This is a genomic window from Rhizobium sp. GW821-FHT14E12 (genome assembly GCF_058803745.1).
Genome location: NZ_JBXAPH010000002.1, coordinates 126,309 through 149,381, shown reverse-complemented (window position 1 = coordinate 149,381; position 23,073 = coordinate 126,309). Strand labels below are relative to the sequence as shown.

General features: G+C 61.0%; 19 protein-coding genes. 13 read left to right on the top strand and 6 right to left on the bottom strand.

What is annotated here, in order from left to right; translation table 11 throughout:
• The first annotated feature begins 19 nt into the window (after nt 1-19).
• Nucleotides 20-1,729 (top strand): tannase/feruloyl esterase family alpha/beta hydrolase, encoded by a 1,710-nt coding sequence (locus tag AC1RO0_RS08840; protein ID WP_498592529.1) that lies wholly within the window; start codon nt 20-22, stop codon nt 1,727-1,729.
• Nucleotides 1,730-1,806: 77 nt separating this feature from the next.
• On the opposite strand, the gene htpG is transcribed toward AC1RO0_RS08840, so the two are convergent.
• Nucleotides 1,807-3,696 carry a molecular chaperone HtpG gene (gene htpG, locus AC1RO0_RS08835; protein ID WP_498592528.1) on the bottom strand — a complete coding sequence of 630 codons (1,890 nt, stop codon included), beginning with the start codon at nt 3,694-3,696 and terminating at the stop codon, nt 1,807-1,809.
• Between the two features lie 266 nt (nt 3,697-3,962).
• Here htpG and AC1RO0_RS08830 point away from each other — a divergent pair, with 266 nt between their 5' ends.
• The 10 genes from AC1RO0_RS08830 to AC1RO0_RS08785 all read left to right on the top strand — a co-directional run bounded on the left by AC1RO0_RS08830 (nt 3,963) and on the right by AC1RO0_RS08785 (nt 15,493).
• Nucleotides 3,963-4,550, top strand: a complete 588-nt coding sequence (locus tag AC1RO0_RS08830) for an ANTAR domain-containing response regulator (RefSeq protein WP_047458266.1) — start codon at nt 3,963-3,965, stop codon at nt 4,548-4,550.
• A gap of 49 nt (nt 4,551-4,599) precedes the next feature.
• A complete protein-coding gene (locus AC1RO0_RS08825; RefSeq protein ID WP_498592527.1) occupies nt 4,600-5,871 on the top strand; it encodes a CmpA/NrtA family ABC transporter substrate-binding protein in 1,272 nt (423 codons plus the stop codon).
• Nucleotides 5,872-6,236: 365 nt separating this feature from the next.
• Nucleotides 6,237-7,535 (top strand): CmpA/NrtA family ABC transporter substrate-binding protein, encoded by a 1,299-nt coding sequence (locus AC1RO0_RS08820; RefSeq protein ID WP_498592526.1) that lies wholly within the window; start codon nt 6,237-6,239, stop codon nt 7,533-7,535.
• Between the two features lie 65 nt (nt 7,536-7,600).
• A complete protein-coding gene (gene ntrB, locus AC1RO0_RS08815) occupies nt 7,601-8,494 on the top strand; it encodes a nitrate ABC transporter permease (protein WP_498592525.1) in 894 nt (297 codons plus the stop codon).
• 10 nt (nt 8,495-8,504) lie between these two features.
• On the top strand, nt 8,505-9,305 hold the full coding sequence (locus AC1RO0_RS08810) for an ABC transporter ATP-binding protein (protein WP_371111146.1): 801 nt from the start codon (nt 8,505-8,507) through the stop codon (nt 9,303-9,305).
• A gap of 4 nt (nt 9,306-9,309) precedes the next feature.
• On the top strand, nt 9,310-11,760 hold the full coding sequence (gene nirB, locus AC1RO0_RS08805; protein ID WP_498592524.1) for a nitrite reductase large subunit NirB: 2,451 nt from the start codon (nt 9,310-9,312) through the stop codon (nt 11,758-11,760).
• A 4-nt stretch (nt 11,761-11,764) separates the two neighbouring features.
• Entirely contained in the window at nt 11,765-12,100 is a 336-nt protein-coding gene (gene nirD, locus AC1RO0_RS08800; protein ID WP_007692821.1) for a nitrite reductase small subunit NirD, read from the top strand.
• A gap of 60 nt (nt 12,101-12,160) precedes the next feature.
• Complete coding sequence (locus AC1RO0_RS08795) at nt 12,161-14,818, top strand: nitrate reductase (RefSeq protein ID WP_498592523.1); 2,658 nt, start codon at nt 12,161-12,163, stop codon at nt 14,816-14,818.
• A gap of 130 nt (nt 14,819-14,948) precedes the next feature.
• On the top strand, nt 14,949-15,122 hold the full coding sequence (locus AC1RO0_RS08790) for a hypothetical protein (RefSeq protein ID WP_007692823.1): 174 nt from the start codon (nt 14,949-14,951) through the stop codon (nt 15,120-15,122).
• A gap of 107 nt (nt 15,123-15,229) precedes the next feature.
• A complete protein-coding gene (locus AC1RO0_RS08785) occupies nt 15,230-15,493 on the top strand; it encodes an Sf3a2-prov protein (RefSeq protein ID WP_498592522.1) in 264 nt (87 codons plus the stop codon).
• A gap of 57 nt (nt 15,494-15,550) precedes the next feature.
• Here the strand turns inward: AC1RO0_RS08785 and AC1RO0_RS08780 are convergent, their stop codons facing one another.
• The 4 genes from AC1RO0_RS08780 to AC1RO0_RS08765 all read right to left on the bottom strand — a co-directional run bounded on the left by AC1RO0_RS08780 (nt 15,551) and on the right by AC1RO0_RS08765 (nt 20,040).
• Complete coding sequence (locus AC1RO0_RS08780) at nt 15,551-16,384, bottom strand: alpha/beta fold hydrolase (protein ID WP_498592521.1); 834 nt, start codon at nt 16,382-16,384, stop codon at nt 15,551-15,553.
• A gap of 390 nt (nt 16,385-16,774) precedes the next feature.
• Entirely contained in the window at nt 16,775-17,791 is a 1,017-nt protein-coding gene (locus AC1RO0_RS08775; RefSeq protein WP_498592520.1) for an alpha/beta hydrolase, read from the bottom strand.
• Between the two features lie 326 nt (nt 17,792-18,117).
• Complete coding sequence (ftsZ, locus tag AC1RO0_RS08770) at nt 18,118-19,125, bottom strand: cell division protein FtsZ (RefSeq protein ID WP_498592519.1); 1,008 nt, start codon at nt 19,123-19,125, stop codon at nt 18,118-18,120.
• Between the two features lie 240 nt (nt 19,126-19,365).
• Nucleotides 19,366-20,040, bottom strand: a complete 675-nt coding sequence (locus AC1RO0_RS08765; RefSeq protein ID WP_498592518.1) for a DJ-1/PfpI family protein — start codon at nt 20,038-20,040, stop codon at nt 19,366-19,368.
• An 85-nt stretch (nt 20,041-20,125) separates the two neighbouring features.
• Between AC1RO0_RS08765 and AC1RO0_RS08760 the strand changes: the two genes are divergently transcribed.
• Together AC1RO0_RS08760 and AC1RO0_RS08755 are read left to right on the top strand one after the other, a co-directional pair.
• Nucleotides 20,126-21,076: a GlxA family transcriptional regulator gene (locus AC1RO0_RS08760; protein WP_498592517.1), complete on the top strand. Its 951-nt coding sequence runs from the start codon at nt 20,126-20,128 to the stop codon at nt 21,074-21,076.
• 74 nt (nt 21,077-21,150) lie between these two features.
• Complete coding sequence (locus AC1RO0_RS08755) at nt 21,151-21,696, top strand: GNAT family N-acetyltransferase (protein ID WP_498592516.1); 546 nt, start codon at nt 21,151-21,153, stop codon at nt 21,694-21,696.
• Nucleotides 21,697-21,711: 15 nt separating this feature from the next.
• Here AC1RO0_RS08755 and AC1RO0_RS08750 read toward each other — a convergent pair whose 3' ends face one another.
• A complete protein-coding gene (locus tag AC1RO0_RS08750) occupies nt 21,712-23,067 on the bottom strand; it encodes an LLM class flavin-dependent oxidoreductase (protein ID WP_498592515.1) in 1,356 nt (451 codons plus the stop codon).
• Nucleotides 23,068-23,073: the final 6 nt, after the last annotated feature.

Here is a 23,073-nt window from a genome sequence, read left to right as displayed (position 1 = left end):
GATCCAGGGAGGCCATCGAATGAAGAAAAATCGTGCAATACGCGCCGTGATCGCAGGCGCGTTACTGGCTCTTGCCATGCAGCTTAACCCTGCATGGGCGACCGATCCGGGCGGCATCGTCAAGCCCACGACATCCTGCGCGAGCCTGGCACAGACCGATCTGACGGCTATCGGCGGCGCGGGAAGCCATGTGGTCAAGGCCGCCGAGACCACCAAGGGAGCGATCACGACATGCGCCGTGGAAGGCATCCTTGCGCCGACAATCACCTTCAAGGTCGAACTTCCGACATCCACCTGGACGCAACGATACATGCAGATCGGCTGCGGCGGCCTGTGCGGCCATATCTCGCTGGAAGCGGGTGCGGCTGATGGATGCGCGGTGCTCGACAGCGGCGGTTTCGTCACCGCAAGTACGGATATGGGCCATGACAGCATGGGCGGCGAGTTTGGTCGCGATCCGCAGAAGCGCCAGGACTTCGCCTATCGCTCCGTTCACCTCGCTGCCGTCACCGCCAAGAAGCTGATTGAAGCCTATTACGGGCATGGCCCGAGCCATTCCTATTTCAACGGATGCTCCGATGGCGGGCGCGAAGCGCTGATGGAAGCGCAGCGCTATCCGGACGATTTCAATGGGATCATCGCGGGCGCACCCGCGATGAACTTTCAGGTTCAGAATGGCCTCTATCATGCCTGGCAGGCGCGCTCGAATACCGGCGCCGACGGTAAGGCGACCCTGACGGCGGCGCGGCTGCCGCTCCTACACAAGGCGGTCGTCGCCGCCTGCGACGCGCTGGACGGGCAGGTCGACGGGTTGATATCCGACCCGCTGAAATGCCATTTCGATCCGGGGACGCTGCTTTGCTCCGCAACGGAGAAGAATACCGATAGCTGCCTGACGGCTGCGGAAGTGGAAACAGTTCGCCGCCTCTATGATGGGCCAAAGGATCCCGCGACAGGTGAACGCCTAACGATCGGCGGTCCACTACCGGGATCGGAACTCGCCTGGGCCGGCGTCTTCGTGCCGCGCGGACCAAACGAGCCGATCTTCAGCGAGATCATCGCGCTCGGCACGATCCTCAATCTGAACTTCGAAACGAACCCGCCTGCGGATTACAAACTCGCTGACGTCACCTTTGACAGAGCGTATTTCGATCGGTTGCGTCCGCTGCATCCGCTTTACGACGCCACCAACCCCGATCTCTCGGCCTTCAAAAAAGCCGGCGGCAAGCTGATCCTCTGGCACGGCCTTGCCGACCAGCACATCTCGCCGATCAACACGATCGCCTACTATCAGGCGGTCGAGAAGCTCCTGGGTGCCAAGCGCGCTGCTCAGTTCACACGGCTTTACCTGTTTCCGGGCATGTATCATTGCGAGGGCGGCGAAGGTCCGAGCAAGATCGACCTGCTGACGCCGATGCTGAACTGGGTCGAGAAGGGTATCGCTCCGCAGGAGATCGTCGCGCGGCAGATGGCGGATGGTGACACCAGCGGCTTTGGACAGCCGAGCGGTGCGCCACCCAAGGATGCTGCCAAGAAGCCGGCCGCCAAATCCTCCGACAAGGCTGTCCGGTCGCGCCCGGTCTACCCCTATCCGTTCACAGCGAAGTACAATGGCAAGGGCGATCCGAACCTTGCAGCCAGTTACGCGCGCGGTGACCGCGAGGAAGCCGTCATCGAGCCTTGGGCTGGCGAGGATTTCTATCAGCCCTACAAGCCTCGCTCGGAATAGACTTATGCGGCCTCACGACGGCGAAGCTTCGCCGTCGTGTCCGTCTGCTTGAGACTATGCCGCGAGCAATCAGAGCTCTACTGCAATGCCTTTTCCATCACGCGCACCAGCCGCTCGGCAAAGGCACGCGGGTCGGCCGGCTTGTCGCCATCGAGGACACGCGCCTGATCGAGCAGCAGGAATGCCGCATCGTCGCGCAGGGACGACTGATCGCCCTTGGCGGCGATGGCCTTGACGAGCGGGTGATCGCCATTGATTTCCAGGATCGGCTTTGCGCTGGATTGCAACTGACCGGCGCCCTGCAGAATTTTTTCGAGCTGCCGGTCATAGCCCTGTTCGGACGCCACCAGGCAGACGGCGCTTTCAATCAGACGGTCCGATGCGCGAACGTCGGAAACCTGATCCGAGAGCTTATCCTTGGCGAAATCGATGAAGGCTTGGACCTCCGCCGGTGCTGACTCGCTGGCGGTCGCGTCTTGCTCGACCTTGCTGAACTGCGCGAGATCGGCCGACCCCTGCGTGATCGACTTGAACGCCTTACCTTCGAACTCCGGCGCGTTCGTCACCCAAAAGCTGTCGACGGAATCCGAAAGCAGCAGCACCTCGATGCCGCGTGCACGGAAACCTTCGAGTTGCGGCGATGCCTTCAGCTGTTCGAGGCTGTTGCCGGCGAGATAGTAAATCGCTTGCTGGCCTTCCTTGATATCCTTGACGTAGTCGGCAAGAGAACGATAGCCTTCCCCGGACGCCGTCGTGCGGAAGCGCGACAGTGCCACCAGTTGGCTGCGTCGCTCGTAATCCTCGTAGATGCCTTCCTTGATCAGGCTGCCGAACGATTCCCACAGTTTGAGGAAGGCGTCGTTGTCGCTTTCGGCAAGCTTCTCGATGGCGGTGATGATCCTGTTGGTGACGCCCTTGCGGATCGCCGAGAGGATGGCGCTTTCCTGGATCATTTCGCGCGAGACGTTCAGCGGCAGGTCATTGGTGTCGACAAGACCGCGCACGAAGCGGAGATAGCGAGGCAGCAGCTCGGCCTCGTCGGTGATGAAGACGCGCTTCACGTAGAGCTTCATGCGGCCCTTGCGATCGGGATCGAAGAGGTCGAAGGGCTGGGAACCGGGAATGAAGGCAAGCGCGGAATATTCGTGGCGGCCCTCGGCGCGGAAATGCACCGTCAGTGCCGGTTCGTCATACTGACCGGAAATGCCGCGATAGAAGTCGGTATATTCCTCGCTGGTGATGTCGTTCTTCGACTTCGTCCAGAGCGCGGTGCCGTCGGTCAGCTGGGTCGCCTCGGCGCCGGGCTTTTCGGCGATCGAGATCGGCACGGGCACATGACCCGATTGCGCCTTGACGATGCGCTCGACGGTCCAGCGGGACGCATAGCTCTTGGCATCCTCCATCAGATGCAGGGTGATGCGCGTGCCGCGCGCCGGTGCCTCGCTAACGTCAATCGGGCTGACGCTGTAGCCGCCCTTGCCGTCGGAGGACCAGAGCCAGGCATCATCCGTGCCGGCGCGGCGGGAGACGACGTCGACGCGATCGGCAACCATGAAGCAGGAATAGAAGCCAACGCCGAACTGACCGATCAGCTGCGCGCCCTCGCCCTGCTTGTTCGCCTCGATGCGCTCCATGAAGGCTCGCGTGCCGGAGCGGGCGATCGTTCCAAGCGCTTCGATCATCTCTTCGCGGCTCATGCCGATGCCGTTGTCCTCGACGACAAGCCGACCGCCCTCTTCATCGAGCGTCAGCAGGATACGGCTGTCGGGATCGCTCGCCAGCAGCGAAGGCTTGGCGATCGCCTCGTATCGCAGCTTTTCGCAAGCATCGGCTGCGTTCGAAATCAGCTCACGCAGGAAAACGTCCTTATCGGAATAAACCGAGTGAACCATCATATGCAGAAGACGGGCAACGTCGGCCTCAAAAACATGGCTTTCGGCGGGATTTTCTGCGGTGGTTGTCGTCATGTGCGTCTAGTCTCCTGGGAATATTAAAAGTCGCGCCGAAGAGGTGGCGGAAGAAGGAAGGAATTTCAAGTTGATGTCGCTTATTTACGCATAGACGATGTTCTTTTGTTGCCTCTGGCATTGATTACACGGCTCTAGCGTCGAGGACCGCGGCCCAGGCTTCTCCTCGGAACAACAGGATTGAATATTTTTTAGGCATACATACCGCCGCCTAATATTTTGGCGCATGACTTGCTCGCTTTGTTGCGTTGCGTCATAAAGGCGGCATGAGCCGTCTGGATCTGACCATTCTTGTGATCGACGAAAATACGATCCGCGCTTCGATCATCGAAGAGGGGCTGCGGGAGGCTGGCCATGCGCGCGTGACCGTCATCCACGAGGTTCATGGCGTGGCGCGCACGATCGAGACCCTCAAGCCTGATGTGATCATCATCGATATCGAGAACCCGAACCGCGACATGATGGAACATCTGTTCCAGCTAACGCGGACGGTCGGGCGTCCAATCGCCATGTTCGTCGACCGCTCGGATACGGCTTCGATCGAGGCGGCCGTCGATGCCGGCGTTTCAGCCTATATCGTCGACGGGCTGAAGAAGGAGCGGGTAAAGCCGATCCTCGACATGGCCGTCAGTCGCTTCAATGCCTTCAGCCGGCTGCAACGCGAGCTAGCCGATGCAAAATCGGCGCTGGAAGAGCGCAAGATCGTCGAGCGCGCCAAGGGCATCCTCATGAAGATGCGCGGCCTGTCGGAAGAGGAAGCCTTCGCGCTCCTCCGGCAGACGGCGATGAACGAGAAGAAGAAGATTTCCGATATCGCGCAAAGCGTTGTCACGGCCGCTGGCCTGTTGATGTGACGCCGATGCGCGATAGGGGAAATTTCCGGAGGAAACCGGAGTGGATATGATGAACAGCAGCAGTTCCGGCAGCAATCTCTCATCACCGGCCCGCCTGACAGGCGAGGGACCGAAGGTTCTGCGCGCGGGGTTCATCCCGCTTGTCGATGCCTCGGTCCTGATCGCGGCGGCGGAGTTCGGCTTTGCGCGGAAAGAAGGCATCACGCTCGCCCTCGTCAAGGATGTTTCCTGGGCCAATGTCCGGGATCGCCTCGCCTTCCGCCAGTTCGACATCGCCCACATGCTGTCGCCGATGCCGGTTGCCTCGATGCTGGGGCTTGGCTCCAACCCCTCCCCGACCATCACGCCCTTCTCTCTCGGCAGCGGCGGCAATGCCATCACCCTGTCGACGCGACTGTTCGATCGCATGCGCGAGGAAACGGGCTTATCGGACCTGGCGAGCGCCTTGGAAAGTGCCCAGGCGCTGGCGGCCGTGACCAAGCAGATGAAGGCGCGCGGCGAGCAACCGCCGACGCTTGGCATGACATACCCCTTCTCCTCGCACAATTACGAATTCCGCTACTGGCTTGCCGCCGGCGGCATCGATCCCGATCAGGATGTGAAGCTGGTCGTCGTGCCACCGCCGTTGACATCCGACGCGCTCGCGGCCGGCGCCATCGACGGTTTCTGCGTCGGAGCCCCCTGGAACATGATCGCCTCAGAGCGTGGCGTCGGCCGCATCGTCGCCGCCAAGCAGGATATCTGGCCATCCGCCCCGGAAAAGGTCATCGGCATGCGGCCGGGCTGGGCAGAAAGTCATCCAGAAACCGTCTCCCGCCTGCTCGTGGCGCTGGACGCGGCGGCCCGCTGGTGCGATCGGGCGGAAAATCACGATGCGCTTGCCGAAGCGCTCGCCGATCAGCGCTATATCGCTGCCCCCGTCGGCATTATCCGCAATGTGCTTGCCGGCGAGTTCGGCCTCGATGCCAAGGGCAATCGCCGAGTGATCGACAAATACTTCAGCTTCCATGCCGGTTTCGCCAATTATCCGCGCCCCAGCCAGGCCCTGTGGATCCTCAGCCAGATGGTGCGCTGGGGCCAGAGCGCCCTCTCCGAACACAATATACGCATGGCCGCCTCCGCCTATCGGCCCGACCTCTACCGGCTGGCGCTCGGCAATGACGCCGCTCCCGCCGATGCCGATATCCGCGTGGAAGGGGACAGCGACGGCGATCGCTTCATGGACGGGTTCGTCTTCGATCCCTCGGACATAGCCTCTTACGTCGCGGGATTTGCGGTCAAGGCGAAGACACAGACAGCATCTTCAGGCGAAGAGGTCTGACAACCGGCAGACGCTGCGTTGCACAAAATCGACGCAGGCCAACGTGCTTCCTCAACTGCAGACGCTCAAAATATTTGCAGAGCTCAACCTCGCCCTAAAAACAAGCAAGCGTGGCCATCCGGGAAATACCCGAATAATTTCATGAAGATAAGAAATATGCAACAAACTGGCACGCCGCTTGCTTGATAGATATCGCTTCGGTCAACGGCGATCGAAGTAAGCCGAGCGTGAGAAATGCGCTCGCAGTGACATTGACGTCGCAAGGTTTTTGCCCCGAGGGACTCTCCCAAGTCCCGGGCTGCATCAACCGAGCGGCGTTTTTTTATTCCCAAAAATCCGTCAAACACCAGCAGAGGGGCCTGCATATGAAGAAGATCCTGTCCGGCAGCGTTACGCGCCGTAGCCTATTGAAGACCTCCGGTACCGCAGCCCTTATCTGTGCGGTCAAGACTGCCTTCCCCTCCGGCGCCTTTGCCGCCACGAGTGGGCCGGAAGTCTCCGGCGCCAAGCTCGGCTTCATCGCACTCACCGATTCAGCCCCGCTGGTCATCGCCAAGGAGAAAGGCCTCTTCGCAAAACACGGCCTGCCGGATGTCGACGTTGAGAAGCAGGCATCCTGGGGGGCGACCCGCGACAATCTCGTACTCGGAGGTGCCGCCAACGGCATCGACGGCGCCCATATCCTCTCGCCGCTTCCCTATCTCATGCACACGGGCAAGGTGACGCAGAACAACCAGCCGGTGCCGATGACGCTCCTGGCGCGCCTCAACTACGACAGCCAGGCCATCTCGGTCGCCAAGGAATATGCCGATACTGGCGTCCAACTGGATGCCTCCAAGCTGAAGGCTGCTTTCGACGCCAAGCGCGCGGCCGGCAAGGAAATCAAGGCCGCCATGACCTTCCCCGGCGGCACGCATGACCTCTGGATCCGCTATTGGCTCGCCGCCGGCGGCATCGACCCCGACAAGGACGTCTCGACCATCGTCGTGCCGCCGCCGCAGATGGTGGCGAACATGAAGGTGGGCAATATGGACGTCTTCTGTGTCGGCGAACCCTGGAACGAGCAGCTCGTCAATCAGGGCATCGGCTTCACTGCCTGTACGACCGGCGAAATCTGGAAGGGTCATCCGGAAAAGGCGCTCGGCATGCGCGCCGAATGGATCGAGAAGAACCCCAATGCCGCCAAGGCGCTGCTGATGGCCATCATGGAAGCCCAGCAATGGTGCGACAGCATGGACAACAAGGACGAAATGGCAACCATCCTCGGCAAGCGACAGTGGTTCAACGTGCCGCCCAAGGATATTCTCGGCCGCCTCAAGGGTGACATCAATTACGGCAACGGGCGCGTCGCCAACGGAACCGATCTTTACATGAAGTTCTGGAAGGGCGGCGTTTCCTACCCTTATCCGAGCCATGACGCCTGGTTCATCACCGAGAACATGCGCTGGGGCAAGTTCGCTGCGAATACCGACGTCAAGAAACTGGTCGGCCAGGTGAACCGCCAGGATATCTGGCGCGACGCCGCCAAGGATCTTGGCGTGGCCGCCGCCGATATTCCGGCCTCGACCTCACGCGGCAAGGAAACCTTCTTCGACGGCAAGATCTTCGACCCGGAGAACCCTTCCGCCTATCTCGAAAGCCTCTCCATCAAGGTGGCGTCGTGATGATCGCTGTCATGCCTCAAGAGCTCCGCACTCTCCGCGTCGCGCAAGATTCAAGGACCTGATTCATGTCTGCAACAGCCCGCAAACAGGAAGTCATCGCGACGGCCGCACCTCAAGACGAAAGCCGCGTCGTGAAACTCTCCGCCCGTCCCGTTCGCCGCATCGACATAAGGCACATTGCGATGGCAGTCCTGCGTGCCGTTGTGCCGCCGCTGGTCGTGCTCATCATCCTGCTCGGCGTCTGGCAGCTCCTCTGTGAGCAGCCGGGCGCCAGCCTGCCGCCGCCGTCCCAAGTCTGGCAGGAGAGCTACGACCTCATCGCCTATCCCTTCTTCTATAACGGCCCTCAGGATATCGGCCTGGCCTGGCGCGTGCTCATTTCCCTGGAGCGCGTCGCCTATGGCTTCGGCCTTGCCGCGATCGCCGGCGTCTTGATCGGCGCGCTGATCGGGCAATCGGTCTGGGCGATGCGCGGCCTCGATCCGATTTTCCAGATCCTGCGCACCGTGCCGCCGCTCGCCTGGCTGCCGCTGTCGCTCGCTGCATTTCAAAATTCCAGTCCTTCGGCAATCTTCGTGATTTTCATCACCTCGATCTGGCCGGTCATCATCAACACCGCCGTCGGCGTGCGCAACATCCCGCAGGATTACCGCAACGTCGCCAGGGTGCTGCGGCTGAACCAGATCGAGTTCTTCTTCCGTATCATGGTGCCGGCTGCTGCCCCTTACATTTTCACAGGCCTGCGCATCGGCATCGGCCTGTCGTGGCTTGCCATCGTCGCCGCCGAAATGCTGACGGGTGGCGTCGGCATCGGCTTCTTCATCTGGGACGCATGGAACTCCTCGCGCCTGCCCGACATCATCGTCGCCCTCACCTATATCGGCATCACCGGTTTCATCCTCGACAAGCTGGTCGCCGCGATCGGCGCCTTTGTCACCCGCGGCGCGACGGCCAATTAAGGAAAGCATGATGACCAGCTCCTATCTCAAGCTTGATCACATCGACAAATATTTCGACCGCGGCGGCCAACGGGCGGAGGTGCTGAAGGGCATCAATCTCGTCATCGGCAAGGGTGAGTTCGTCTCGATCATCGGCCATTCCGGTTGCGGCAAGTCGACCCTGCTTAATCTAATCGCGGGCCTGACCCCGGTCTCGGCCGGCGCGGTGCTCCTGGAAAACCGGGAGGTCAATGCGCCCGGCCCCGAGCGCGCCGTCGTCTTCCAGAACCATAGCCTGCTGCCCTGGCTGACCGTCTATGAAAACGTCAATCTCGCCGTTTCGAAACTGTTCCGCGGCACAAAAACCAAGGCCGAACGTCATGATTGGGTGATGCGCAATCTCGACCTGGTGCAGATGGCCCATGCCAAGGACAAGCGCCCTTCGGAAATCTCCGGCGGCATGAAACAGCGCGTGGGCATTGCCCGGGCGCTCGCCATGGAGCCGAAGATCCTCTTGCTGGACGAGCCCTTCGGCGCACTCGACGCCCTGACGCGCGCGCATCTGCAGGATGCGGTGATGGATATCCATGCCCGCCTCGGCAGCACCATGGTGATGATCACCCACGATGTCGACGAGGCCGTGCTGCTCTCCGACCGTATCGTCATGATGACCAACGGACCGGCCGCCTATATCGGCGATGTGCTCGACGTGCCGATCGCCCGGCCGCGCAACCGCCTCGAGCTTGCCGCCGACCGAACCTACCTCAAATGCCGCGAAGCCGTGTTGAAGTTCCTCTACGAACGCCACCGCTTCGTCGAAGCAGCGGAGTAAGCCCATGACCCAAAAACTTGTCATCGTTGGCAACGGCATGGCGCCCGGCCGCATGCTGGAGCATCTCCTAGAAAAGGCGCCGGACCTCTATCAGGTCACGATCTTCAACGCCGAGCCGCGCGTCAATTACGACCGCATCATGCTGTCGCCAGTCCTTTCGGGCGAAAAGGACTACGAACAGATCATCATCCATGGCGATGGCTGGTACATCAAGAACAACATCACCCTCTACAAGGGCCACAAGATCGTTGCCATCGATCGCGCCGCCAAGACGGTGACCTCGGATCATGGCGTCACCGAGAGCTACGACAAGCTGGTGATTGCCACCGGCTCCGTGCCTTTCATCATTCCCATTCCCGGAGCAAACCTGCCGGGTGTCTTGAGCTATCGCGACCTGGACGACGTCAATGCAATGCTGCTTGCCGCCCAGTCCCGTGCCAAGGCGGTCGTCATCGGCGGCGGCCTGCTCGGTCTCGAAGCTGCGGCGGGCCTCAATCTGCGCGGCATGGACGTCACCGTGCTGCACGTCAATTCGACGCTGATGGAGCGCCAGCTCGACCCCGCCGCAGGTTACCTCCTGGAAAAGGCGATCGAAGAGCGCGGCATCAAGGTCATCACCAAGGCCAACACCAAGGCGATCGTCGGTGACGGCAAGGTCGAGGGTGTGGAACTCTCCGACGGCACCATCGTCCCGGCAACGCTGGTGGTGATGGCGGTCGGCATTCGCCCGAGCGCCGGGCTCGCCAAGGAGGCCGGACTTGCGGTCAACAGGGGCATCGTCGTCGATGCCGGCATGAGCACATCAGACGGTGATATCTACGCACTCGGCGAATGCGCCGAAGTCGGCGGACAGGTCTACGGCCTGGTGGCGCCGCTTTACGAGATGGCGCGCGTCGCAGCCGCGCAGCTGGCCGGTGAAACCTCAGCCGGCTTCGTGCATTCCGACACACCGACCAAGCTCAAGGTCACTGGCATCGATCTGTTCTCGCTTGGAGACTTTGCCGATGGCGACGATCGCGAGGAGATCGTCCTGCGCGATGCCTCGGCCGGCGTCTACAAGCGCCTGGTGCTGAAAGACAACCGCATCATCGGCACCGTGCTCTACGGCGAAACCGCCGATGGCGCCTGGTTCAACGACCTGAAGAAGAAGGCCACCGATATCTCGGAGATGCGCGAGACGCTGATCTTCGGACAGGCTTACCAGGGAGGGTCACCGCTGGACCCTATGGCGGCCGTTGCAGCCTTGCCGGATGATGCGGAAATCTGCGGCTGCAACGGCGTCTGCAAGGGCAAGATCACGTCAACAATCACCGCCAAGGGACTGACATCGCTTGATGATGTGAGAGCGCATACCAAGGCGTCGGCCTCCTGCGGCTCCTGCACCGGCCTTGTCGAACAGTTGATGTCGATCACGCTGGGCGAGAGCTACAACCCGGCCGCTGTGCAGCCGATGTGCACCTGCACCGAGCTTGGACATGACGACGTCAGAAGGCTCATAAAAGCCAAGGGGTTGAAGACCATTCCTGCGGTTATGCAGGAACTGGAGTGGAAGACCTCCTGCGGCTGCGCCAAATGCCGCCCGGCGCTGAACTATTACCTCGTCTGCGACTGGCCGGACGAATATGCCGACGACTATCAGTCGCGCTTCATCAATGAGCGCGTCCACGCCAATATCCAGAAGGACGGCACCTATTCGGTCGTGCCGCGCATGTGGGGTGGCGTCACCAATTCCGGAGAGCTACGAGCCATCGCCGATGTCGTCGACAAGTTCGAAATCCCGATGGTGAAGGTGACCGGCGGCCAGCGCATCGATCTGCTCGGCATCCAGAAGGAGGATCTGCCCGCCGTCTGGGCCGACCTCGGCAAGGCAGGCTTCATCTCCGGCCAGGCCTATGCCAAGGGCCTGCGCACGGTGAAGACCTGCGTCGGCTCCGACTGGTGCCGCTTCGGCACGCAGGATTCGACCGGCCTTGGCATCCGCATCGAGAGGTTCATGTGGGGCTCCTGGACGCCGGCCAAGCTCAAGATGGCGGTGTCCGGCTGTCCGAGAAACTGCGCCGAGGCGACCTGCAAGGACATTGGTGTCATCTGCGTGGATTCGGGCTTCGAGATCCATTTCGCCGGAGCCGCCGGCCTCGACATCAAGGGCACGGAAGTACTCGGCCTCGTCAAGACCGAGGACGAGGCGCTGGAGCATATCGTGGCACTGACACAGATGTACCGCGAGCAGGGCCGCTATCTCGAGCGCATCTACAAATGGGCAAAGCGCATCGGCCTCGACGAGATCCGCCGGCAGATCATGGGAGATGCCGACAAGCGCAAGGCCTATTACGACCGCTTCGTCTTCAGCCAGAAATTCGCACAGGTCGATCCCTGGTCGGAGCGCGTCTCCGGCAAGGACAAGCATGAATTCCGGCCGATGGCGACGGTCGGTTTCCCCCAGGCGGCCGAGTGAGGAGATGGACATGAATTGGGTAGAAATCGGCGACATCTCGGATATCCCGCTGCGGGGCGCACGCTGCGTGAAGACCCCGCAGGGCAAGATCGCCGTGTTCCGCACCGCCGAAAATCAGGTCTTCGCCATTGAGGACCACTGCCCGCACAAGGGCGGCCCACTTTCGCAGGGGATCGTCCATGGCGCTGCGGTCACCTGCCCGCTGCACAACTGGGTGATTTCACTCGAAACCGGCGAGGCGCTCGGAGCGGACAAGGGTTCGGTCAGGACCATTCCGGTGCGAAACGAGAATGGAGCCCTGTCGATTGCTCTCGATAGTTTGATGATGGCGGCGGAGTGACCCCTCTTCCCCCGCCATTGTGGGGAGGAGAGGTCTGCCAGCCTGTTGACCGGAGCAATCATGTCCGCTGAGACCAAAACCACCTGCCCTTACTGCGGCGTCGGCTGCGGCGTCATCGCCAGTGTCGACGACCACGGCAAGGTCTCCGTCAAAGGCGATCCGGAGCATCCGGCCAATTACGGCCGGCTCTGTTCCAAAGGGTCGGCGCTGGCCGAGACCGTCGATCTCGACGGCCGCGTTCTCTATCCGGAAATCCACGGGCAAAAGGCAGACTGGGACGAAGCGCTCGATCTCGTCGCAACGCGCTTTTCCGAGACCATCGCCGAGCATGGTCCGGATTCGGTTGCTTTCTACGTCTCCGGCCAGCTTCTGACCGAAGATTATTATGTCGCCAACAAGCTGATGAAAGGCTTCATCGGCTCGGCCAATATCGACACCAATTCGCGGCTCTGCATGTCATCCTCCGTCGCCGGCCATCGCCGCGCCTTCGGCTCGGATACGGTGCCGGGAACTTACGAGGATATCGAACTCGCCGATCTGGTGATCCTGACCGGCTCCAATCTCGCCTGGTGCCATCCGGTCATCTACCAGCGCCTTGCCGCCGCCAAGACCGCGCGACCAGGAATGAAAGTGGTTGTGATCGACCCGCGCCGAACGATGACCTCCGACATTGCCGACCTGCATCTGGCGATCCGCCCGGATGGCGATGTCGCCTTGTTCATGGGACTGCTGGCCCAGCTTACCCAGAGCACCGCCATCAACCAGAATTTCATCGCGCTCCATACCGAGGGCTTCGCGGATGCGTTTGCCGAGGCCTCCGCACTGAGCTTCAGCGACCTGCTCGACAAGACCGGTCTGCCGGCGATGCAGTTGCGCGAGTTCTTCCGCCTGTTCGAAACGACGGAAAAGGTGGTGACCTGCTATAGCCAGGGCGTCAACCAATCCTCCTCCGGCACCGACAAGGTCAACGCCATCATCAATTGCCATCTGGCAACCGGGCGTATCGGCCGGCCCGGCATGGGACCTTTCTCGCTTACCGGCCAACCGAACGCCATGGGAGGGCGAGAGGTCGGCGGGCTCGCCAACATGCTCGCCGCCCATATGGCAATCGAAAATGCCGAGGACCGCGATCGGGTGCAACGCTTCTGGCAATCTCCGGCGATCGCCGAGCAGCCGGGGCTGAAGGCGGTCGACATGTTCCGCGCCGTTGCCGATGGCCGCATCAAGGCATTGTGGATCATGGCGACCAATCCGGTGGTGTCGATGCCGGATGCGGATGCCGTCGAGGCGGCCATCAAGGCCTGTCCCTTTGTCGTCGTTTCCGACGTCCTGAAAGAGACGGATACGACGCGGCACGCGCATGTGCTGCTGCCGTCCCTCGGCTGGGGCGAAAAGGACGGCACGGTGACCAATTCCGAACGCCGGATCTCCCGGCAGCGCGAGTATCTCCCCGCTCCGGGCGATGCGAAACCGGATTGGTGGCAGATGGCCGAAGTCGGCCGCCGCATGGGATTTGGCGACGCCTTCGCCTTTGGGTCCGCCGCCAACATCTTTGCCGAACACGCCGCTCTTTCCAGCTTTGAGAATGACGGTAGCCGGGATTTCGATATCGGCGCTTATGGGCAAATCGCAATTGACGACTACGACGCGCTTTCGCCATTCCAATGGCCGCAGCCCGCGGGATCAGCTCGGCAGGCGACACGTTTCTTCGCTGACGGCGGATTCTTTCATGCCGATCGCAAGGCTCGCTTCGTGCCGGTCAAGGCTCCAGAATCAGACCGCACCAACGCAGACTTTCCGTTCACGCTCAATACCGGCCGCATTCGCGACCAGTGGCATACGATGACCCGCACCGGCAAGAGCGCCCGCCTGTCGGCGCATATAGCCGAGCCCTTTGCCGAAATCCATCCCCGCGATGCGATCGAGATCGGCGTCGGCGACGCCGGTCTGGTCGAAATCGAAAGCCCGCATGGCAAGGTGATCGTACGCGCCCTGGTAACCGAACGTCAGGCGCGCGGCAGCCTGTTCGTACCGATGCATTGGAACGACCGGTTCGCCGCAAAGGCGCGCATCGACGCTGTCGTCACGCCCTTGACCGACCCCATCTCAGGCCAGCCGGCATCAAAGAATGTCGCCGTTGCTGCCCGCCCCTTCAAGGCGGCGCGTTATGGCTTTGCCGTTTCGATGGCAAGGCCGCAGCAACTGGATAGCGCTTATTGGGCGCTCGCCAAAGCCGATGGTGGCTGGCGGACGGAGCTTGGCTTCGACGAGGCGGAGGAGGACTGGGCGAGTTGGTGCCGAGCGACCTTCGATATCCCTACGCATATCGAACCGCTCGGCTATGCCGATCGAACCACCGGCGACTTTCGTCTCGCCTTCTTCGATGGCGAACGATTGCTCGCAGCGCTGTTTCTTGCCCGCCAGCCGGTGGCCGTCGCGCGCAACTGGGCGATCGCGCAACTCACCGCCTCCCATAGCGATCTGCGCAAGCGCTTCGCGCTCGTTGCCGGGCGACCGGGTGCCGACACGCCGGATCCCGGAGCAACCGTCTGCTCGTGCTTCGGTGTCGGTGTCAATCAGATCGTCGGTGCGGTTCGCAACGGCTGCCACAGCGTCGATGCGGTCGGCAAAGCACTGAATGCCGGGACCAATTGCGGCTCTTGCCGCGCGGAGATCCGTGGCATCATCGACGGATGCCTCGCAGCCGCGGCCGAATAAGTAGCGCCTCCTTTACCCCGCAAGCGCCTCGCTCGAGGCGCGACAAAGTGCCCACGGGACAGGCCGGCACCCACCGGCTTGACTATCTACGCTCAATATGAGAACATACAGTGAACATATGGAGATATCCATGACTGACACACAGCAAGTCATAGAGCGTGCCATGACATTCGTCGCCGTTTCAAAAGCTTTGCGGCAACGCGAACAGGAACGGCTCGCTGCCTGGAAACGCCGCGTCGATATCAGCCGGCCACTGCCGCCTTTGCCGCGCGCGGTACAGCTTTCGCTCAAGCTGGATCGGTGAGATTGCGCGCGACCTGGACGGTGATCAGAACCTAAACAGGTAGGAATGGGATATTCCCAAGGGAACCACGATCCCGCCATGGCGTTTTCTCACTAGAGGAGAACGACATGGCAAAATATGATCCGACATCGTTGCCAATCCCGGCCCCGGAAACTGGCCTTCCAAACCCCCTTCAACCGCCTTCGGTGGATCCACCCAGGATCGACACAGGTGATGACTCGACTGCCTATAGTCGCGGCTTCGAAGCCGGGAAAAGGGAGGTTGCCACCGACAAGAACCCCTATCCCGAAGAAAGCGGCCGTGCGAAGGCATTCGACCACGGCTATCTGGATGCACAGAAGGTCAGAAGTAACGATAAGCCGCCCGGCTGAGATTGTCGGCGGCAGAGTGCCCGCCTTTCGGCGGGCGCTCTGTTTTTCTGAAGATCGTTATGCCTTGAAGAATTCAAGCAGATCGGCGTTGATGACATCCGCATGGGTGGTGGCCATGCCGTGCGGGAAGCCCTTATAGACCTTCAGCGTGCCCTTCTTGAGCAACTTGGCGGACAGAAGAGCGGAATCCGCGATCGGCACGATCTGGTCGTCATCACCATGCATCACCAGGACCGGCACATCGATCTTCTTCAGGTCATCGGTGAAATCGGTTTCCGAGAAGGCCTTGATGCAATCGTAATGGGCCTTGGCGCCGCCCATCATGCCCTGGCGCCACCAATTGTCGACGACGCCCTGCGAGACATTAGCGCCCGCACGATTGAAACCGTAGAACGGGCCAGCCGGGATATCGCGGAAGAACTGAGCGCGGTTGGCGACCAGCGCCGAACGGAAACCGTCGAAGACTTCAAGCGGCAGACCGCCCGGATTCTTCTCGGACTTGACCATGATCGGCGGCACGGCGCCGATCAGCACCGCCTTGGAGACGCGGCCATGGCCGCCATATTGGGCGACGTAGCGGGCAACTTCGCCGCCGCCGGTCGAATGTCCCACATGAATGGCGCCCTTCAGGTCGAGATGCTCGGCCAATGCCGCGACGTCGGCGGCATAGGTATCCATCTCGTTGCCGATAGCCGTCTGGCTCGAACGACCGTGGCCGCGGCGATCATGGGCGATGACGCGGAAACCCTTGTCGAGGAAAAACAACATCTGCGCGTCCCAATCGTCGGCGCTCAGCGGCCAGCCATGATGGAAGACGATGGGCTGACCTGTTCCCCAATCCTTGTAGAAGATCTGGGTTCCGTCCTTGGTCGTAATGGTGTTGCTGCTCATAGTGGTATCCTTCCCTTTCGAAGACTGCTTTGTTGCAGAGGCTTGTGCGGGTTGAGCGAAGGGCATGACAGCCGCCGTGGCGGCCAGACCTAATCCGGCCGTCATAACGCCCCGACGGGTAGCTTGATTGATCGAGTTGCTCATTTCAATCTCCAATCATTTATATATCGCACGATTTGTTATTGCGATATTTATTGATATAGAGCTAACGCGAATTGCTGTCCATAGAAATTTATCGCAATATCATATCGTGCAATAACAAATTGAGCCATAACCGGTACTCCGGCATGACGCCTGAGCGGCTGAGCGCATGGAACCATCGGATCCAGCCCCTGCGCGATGCGCTTGGTCTGGAGGATGTTTTCGGCTGATTGTGTCAGGTAACGATGACTACTGTGCGGGCTTGTCCGCGAAATGCGCGATGGCGAATTCGGCCACCTTTGCGTTCGACTTCCTCGCATCGTCAAGCCAGAACGGGAAGACTTGCCATTGGTGGATCATGCCCGGCCAGACCTCGACGGTGACATCGACCCCTGCCTGACGCGCCTTGTCCTCCAGGCGCAGCGTATCGTCCAGCAGCGTCTCACGCAAACCGACCTGCAGCAGCAGCGGCGGAAAGCCGGTCATATTGGCATAAAGCGGTGATCTCTCCCAGTTAACCGGGGATCGATCGCCGATATAGGCCTTACGTATCAACTCCAGCTCGCCCTTGCCCATGAAAGGATCGCTCCCGGCATTCGCGGTCATCGAGGCCCCCGTCAGGGCAAAATCGGTCACAGGACTCATCGCCACTACGGCCGCCGGCAAAGGACCCTTGAGCCGAAGCTGCCTGAGGGTAACCTCGATCGCCAGGGTTCCGCCGACGGATTCACCGGCAATCACGATATTCTCCGCTCGATACCCCGAGGCGAGAAGCCAGCGATAGGCTGCCAGCGCATCATCGAGCTGGGCAGGGAAACCATGTTCCGGCGTGAGACGATAGTCGATCAGCAGGACATCGGCGGATGCGGCCTTTGCAAGCGAGCCGGCAATATTGCGATGCGTCCTCAATGAGCCGCTATAGAAGCCGCCGCCATGGAGATAGAGGATCGCCCTTCTGCCAAGCGGATGATGCAGCCGCGCCGGCCAGATCAGATCGGCCTCTACTCCGTTGACATCGACATGGCGGATCTGGACGCGCGTCGGATCCGGCGTGGATGCCATCAGCCTTTCGAAAGCGCCGCGCCGCTGGCGGAGATCCTGTACGCCGTCGTAAGTCTGATGCAGCGTTGCGATCAGCTTGTTGATCTGGTCGGTCGAGGCGTTCGTTGATGGCGCGGGATCGAGCGCCTGGGCGGGTGAACCCATCAGCAGCAGGGAGGCGGTCACCGCCAGCGCCGCCGTCAGCCTCGTCAGGAAAGGGAGCATGAAGAGAAATGACCGACGCCCATTCACACGATTGACCTTTCCGCTACCCAGCCTGAAGGCAATATTGCTCTGTTCGGTTGCAACTGCCAACAGCTTCGTCTGTCTTCAGTCCTGGATATCGTCTATTTTTCAAAGCAGCATGACAGACGGGAACACGTCATCATCAGCCAGATGAGAATAGCTTGATGATCGCAAAACGGCTGAAGGCGCAGGGCACAGCTCTCCATCCCCGGGCACGCCACCCCCGGGGCTTCTCCTCTTCCGATCCCTCACCTCCAACAATCGGCCATGAATGAGCTGGCCATTGTTATCCGGAGTGATCTTTACTAAGCGGTTTGGCTTCTCATAGCCTCGGAGAGATTGCCCGAGGCTGCGAACCCATCGAGACCAGTTGCAACGACCGATACCCGGAACACGCCATCAAGGGTTCTGTCGAAGATCGCGCCGACAACGATATCGGCATCATCGAGGACTTCGTCGCGTATGCGGCTTGCGGCCTCATCAACCTCGAACAGCGTCATGTCCGTCCCGCCGGAAATGGAGATCAGCACGCCCCGCGCGCCCTTCATGCTCATATCGTCAAGAAGCGGGTTGGCGACGGCAGCCTCTGCTGCCCTCAGCGCACGGCCCTCTCCGCTCGCTTCACCCGTTCCCATCATGGCGCGGCCCATTCCGCGCATGACGGATTTGACGTCGGCGAAGTCGAGGTTGATCAGGCCTTCCTTGACGATCAGATCCGTGATGCAGCTGACGCCGGCAAACAGAACCCGGTCCGCGGTCACAAAGGCATTCGCGAAGGTGGTCGTGGCATCCGCAATGCGAAACAGGTTCTGATTTGGAATGACGATGACAGTGTCCGCACTTTCACGCAGCCGCTCGATACCCTCGTTGGCGGTCCGCATGCGTCGGTTGCCTTCGAACGTAAAGGGCTTGGTGACGACACCCACCGTGAGGATTCCCGCCTCGCGCGCCGCTTGAGCGATGATCGGGGCGGCACCCGTGCCTGTGCCGCCGCCCATTCCGGCCGTGATGAAGCACATATGCGTGCCCCGGAGATGATCCAGGATTTCATCAATGGATTCCTCGGCAGCAGCGCGTCCGATTTCCGGCAGGGAGCCGGCGCCGAGACCTTCAGTCACCTGAGTCCCGAGCTGAATGCGCCGCGCTGCGCTCGACATCGCGAGCGCCTGCGCATCCGTGTTTGCCGCAATGAATTCAACGCCCTGAAGCTCTTCCGCGATCATATTGTTGATCGCGTTGCCGCCGCCACCACCGACACCGACGATGGAAATCTTCGGTATCACTTCGGATAAGGATGTGCGGATGTCGGCCATGAAGGTCCCCTTGAATCAATTTCAATCGCGATCACCTGCCATTCGCGGGAACTGGCATAAAGCGATTCGCGAAAGCATAACGATCCTGATGAGGAACGCGTGAGCATTGCGGCATATGCTGGGCGACGTCCACAAGATAATGAATTTAACGCATGGCGATGGTCGGCATGTTAAAGCGCGAGCCCCCGGATCAAACACCGGGAGCCCGCAGCTACCAACGCAATTCTGAGCCAGCTGGCGTCAGATCGAGGCCAGCCGGGCAAGGATGGCTTCTCGCGCTGCCCGCGAGCCGGCCAGACGCTGTTTCGTCCTGGCGAGTACCTCGCCTGTCGCCTCTTCCGGCGTACCCGAATGGAACGGCGGCGCCGGCGCGTATTCCAGCGAAAGCTGGATCGTCTCCGCTTCCTCCTGGCCACGTAGAGCCGCAACAACGGCCAGCCCGAAGTCGATACCGGCCGTCACACCGCCAGCGGTGATGAGATTGCCGTCCTGAACGATACGGCCAGCGGTCGGAACAGCTCCGAAATGAGCGAGAAAATCATGGGCATTCCAATGCGTCGTTGCCTTCCTGCCCTTGAGCAGACCGGCCGCGCCGAGAACGAGGGAGCCGGTGCAGACCGAGGTCACGAAACGTGCCTGCGCCGCTTGTGTTTGAATAAAGGACAAAACGGCCGCATCTTCGAGCAAGGCGTTCACGCCAGCGCCGCCCGGCACGCAGATTACATCGAGTTGAGGGCAATCCTCGAACGTCGTCGTCGGCTGCAATACCAGTTTCGTTGACGCCACTATCGGCGCGGTGTCCTTCCAGACCAGATGCACCTCAGCGCCTTCCGTCGACGCGAAAACCTCATAAGGGCCTGTCAGATCGAGTTGCTGAACGCCGGGAAAGGTGAGCAGGCCGAAGCGGATGGTCATGTTCATCTCCAAAGGTTGACTTCGGCAAGCTTACGCGATCACTATCTGGCGCATTTGCCAAACTACCCTCATTTTGAGCCAAACCATGCGCCGCATCGAAATTCTCGCCTTCGAAAACGCCCAGCTGCTCGACATAACCGGGCCGCTGCAGGTGTTTACCAGCGCCAATGAGGCGGCCGTGGCATCAGGTCTGCCAAGACCTTATGACGCCATTACCATTGCGACGAGCAAACAGACTGGGACGACTTCAGGCCTGACGCTTACGACTGCGCCGCTGCCTGACAATGATATCGAGATCGATACCTTGATCGTCGCGGGCGGGCGGGGCGTCAACAAGGCATGCGAGGACGCGGTTCTTGTCGACTGGATCCGCCGGCGTTCGGCAAGGGCGCGGCGGACGGCGTCGGTTTGCAGCGGCGCCTTTCTTCTCGCCGAGGCGGGACTGTTGGAAGGCAAGCGCGCGGTGACCCATTGGCATCGCTGCACCGAGTTCTCCAAGCGCTTTCCGAACGTCAAGCTGGAACCCGATCCCATCTTCATTCAGGACGGAGCGATATGGACCTCGGCGGGCGTAACCGCCGGTATCGACCTGACATTGGCGCTGGTCGAAGCGGATCTCGGCCGGAGCCTGGCGCTGGCCGTCGCCCGAGAACTCGTCGTCTTCCTAAAACGGCCAGGCGGCCAGGCGCAGTTCAGCACCATGCTGACGCTGCAGGAAGGCGGCGAACGCTTCGATCGTCTGCACGGATGGATTATGGACAATCTGCGCGCGGATCTTTCGCTTCTGGCACTTGCCGATCGGGCTAACATGAGCGCGCGTAGCTTCTCGCGGCATTACCGCCAGGCGACGGGACGCACACCCGCCAGAGCCGTCGAGGATATTCGCGTGGAGGCCGTGCGCCGTCTTCTGGAACAGGGCCTTTCCGTCCGCCAGGCGCGCATCCGCTGTGGTTTCGGTTCGGAGGAAACTCTGCGGCGAAGCTTTCTGAGAAGCTTTGGCACAACGCCACAAGCTTTTCGCGATCATTTCGGGTAGTTTAGTTACACGATATGAACTCGCATCGAGGCATTTGCCCCCGCCTGACAGAGACTTCCCGATCGAAGGATGCCATGCTTACCTTGGAAACCTCACGGCTGATCTTCCGGCCCTGGCAAGACCGGGATCGCGCACCATTCGCCGCCATCAACGCCGATCCCGAGACGCGTCAATATTATTATCCGAGCCTGCTCACGCCTGCGGAATCGGCTACCGTGATCGATGAGGCCAATGAACAATTGGCGAGCGAAGGGTTCGGCTTTCTTGCCGTCGAGCGCAAGGCGGACGGCGCCTTGATCGGTGGAGCGGGGCTGTCACGTCCCGGCCCTGAAGTTCCCGGCAACTTCCCGCTCGAGATCGGCTGGATTCTCGGACGCCCTTACTGGCGACAGGGCTATGCGACAGAAGCGAGCCACTGCTGCCTCGACTTCGCGTGGAAGGAATTGCAGGCAAAAGAGGTGATCGGCTACACCTCGACCATCAACACTCCCTCGCGCCGCGCCATGGAGAAGATCGGCATGCTGCATGTGGAAGACGCCGATTTTGAGGATACGACCGTTCCAGTCGGGCATGTCCTGCGCCCGCATGTGCTCTATCGGATCGATCGGCCCTTTCGCTAGGAGCGACCTAGCGTTTCAACGCAAGCCGCGAAATGCCGCGCCGGCATGGCGAGCCGGCAATCGATCGCCCTCACCGAAGATCCGGTTTCGCAACGACCCCTCGGCATAGGCGGTCTTGTAGACACCACGATCCTGCAAGGCAGGCACGACGACATCGATAAAGTCCTCGTAGCTCTCCGGCGTCACCGTTCGCGTCAGATTGAACCCGTCGATCTCGCCTTCGGTGATCCAGCTTTCGAGCTCATCGGCGATATCGGCGGCATCACCGACGATGACGGGATAACGACCGCCGACGGCGAGTTCCTTCAGCAATTGCCGCTTCGTCCAGCCGCGCTGCTGCGCAAGCTGCGTTGCCGACTGGATGGCATTGGAGGTGCCGTAGGAAATCGGATCGTCCAGCTCGTAACGGGAAAAATCGATACCGGTGCTGGCCGCGAAATGCGCCAGCCCCGCCTCCGGGCTTGCATGGCGCAGATAGTCCTCGTATTTCTCCCGTGCCGCCTGCCGCGAGTGGTCTGGGATCACGGTAATCCCGACGAATATCTTGACGTCCTCCGGCCGTCGCCCCGCCTCGACAACCGCCTGCCGTAGAATGCGCGATGTGGTTCTAGCCGCATTCTTGTCGGTCGCGGTGATGAACACGCATTCGGCGTGCCTCGCCGCAAACTGGCGGCCCCGCCCCGACGTGCCGGCCTGATAGAGCACCGGCGTCCGCTGGATGGAGGGTTCAGAGAGATGGTAACCGTCGACCTGATAGAAGGGTCCCCGATGGTGGATCGGCCGAACCTTGGTGGGATCGGCGAAGATGCGCGCCTGCTTATCAGCCCGCACCGCGTCGTCATCCCAGCTTCCTTCCCAGAGCTTGTAGAGCACCTCCAGATAGTCGTCGGCGCGGTCATAGCGGCTATCATGATCCGCCTGTCCATCCTGACCGAGCGCACGAGCCGCGCTGTCGAGGTAGCCGGTGACGATGTTCCAGCCGACACGGCCGCCGGTCAGGTGGTCGAGCGTCGACATCCGGCGGGCGAAGAGATAGGGCGCTTCGGAATTGAGGTTGACGGTAATCCCGAAACCGAGATGGTGCGTCACCGCCGCCATGCCGGAGACCAGCAGCAGCGGATCGTTGACCGGAAGCTGGATGGACTCGCGCAGCGTCAGGTCGACGGAGTTCTGATAGACATCATAGACGCCAACGATATCGGCAAGGAATATGCCATCGAACAGGCCACGTTCCAGCGTCCTGGCAAGCGACGTCCAGTAGTCGAGCGTCTTGTACTGATCCGAACGGTCGCGCGGATGCGTCCAGAGGCCATGATTGATATGGCCGACGGAATTCATATTGAAGGCATTGAGGAGGATCTGCTTTTTCATGGCTTT

Coding starts and splice junctions, on each gene's coding strand:
- AC1RO0_RS08830 (WP_047458266.1), top strand. CDS start 3,963: ATGAGCCGTCTGGATCTGACCATTCTTGTGATCGACGAAAATACGATC.
- AC1RO0_RS08795 (WP_498592523.1), top strand. CDS start 12,161: ATGTCCGCTGAGACCAAAACCACCTGCCCTTACTGCGGCGTCGGCTGC.
- nirB (WP_498592524.1), top strand. CDS start 9,310: ATGACCCAAAAACTTGTCATCGTTGGCAACGGCATGGCGCCCGGCCGC.
- AC1RO0_RS08790 (WP_007692823.1), top strand. CDS start 14,949: ATGACTGACACACAGCAAGTCATAGAGCGTGCCATGACATTCGTCGCC.
- AC1RO0_RS08780 (WP_498592521.1), bottom strand. CDS start 16,384: ATGAGCAGCAACACCATTACGACCAAGGACGGAACCCAGATCTTCTAC.
- htpG (WP_498592528.1), bottom strand. CDS start 3,696: ATGACGACAACCACCGCAGAAAATCCCGCCGAAAGCCATGTTTTTGAG.
- AC1RO0_RS08825 (WP_498592527.1), top strand. CDS start 4,600: ATGAACAGCAGCAGTTCCGGCAGCAATCTCTCATCACCGGCCCGCCTG.
- AC1RO0_RS08755 (WP_498592516.1), top strand. CDS start 21,151: ATGCTTACCTTGGAAACCTCACGGCTGATCTTCCGGCCCTGGCAAGAC.
- AC1RO0_RS08840 (WP_498592529.1), top strand. CDS start 20: ATGAAGAAAAATCGTGCAATACGCGCCGTGATCGCAGGCGCGTTACTG.
- AC1RO0_RS08775 (WP_498592520.1), bottom strand. CDS start 17,791: ATGCTCCCTTTCCTGACGAGGCTGACGGCGGCGCTGGCGGTGACCGCC.
- AC1RO0_RS08765 (WP_498592518.1), bottom strand. CDS start 20,040: ATGACCATCCGCTTCGGCCTGCTCACCTTTCCCGGCGTTCAGCAACTC.
- ftsZ (WP_498592519.1), bottom strand. CDS start 19,125: ATGGCCGACATCCGCACATCCTTATCCGAAGTGATACCGAAGATTTCC.
- AC1RO0_RS08785 (WP_498592522.1), top strand. CDS start 15,230: ATGGCAAAATATGATCCGACATCGTTGCCAATCCCGGCCCCGGAAACT.
- AC1RO0_RS08810 (WP_371111146.1), top strand. CDS start 8,505: ATGACCAGCTCCTATCTCAAGCTTGATCACATCGACAAATATTTCGAC.
- ntrB (WP_498592525.1), top strand. CDS start 7,601: ATGTCTGCAACAGCCCGCAAACAGGAAGTCATCGCGACGGCCGCACCT.
- nirD (WP_007692821.1), top strand. CDS start 11,765: ATGGACATGAATTGGGTAGAAATCGGCGACATCTCGGATATCCCGCTG.
- AC1RO0_RS08760 (WP_498592517.1), top strand. CDS start 20,126: ATGCGCCGCATCGAAATTCTCGCCTTCGAAAACGCCCAGCTGCTCGAC.
- AC1RO0_RS08820 (WP_498592526.1), top strand. CDS start 6,237: ATGAAGAAGATCCTGTCCGGCAGCGTTACGCGCCGTAGCCTATTGAAG.
- AC1RO0_RS08750 (WP_498592515.1), bottom strand. CDS start 23,067: ATGAAAAAGCAGATCCTCCTCAATGCCTTCAATATGAATTCCGTCGGC.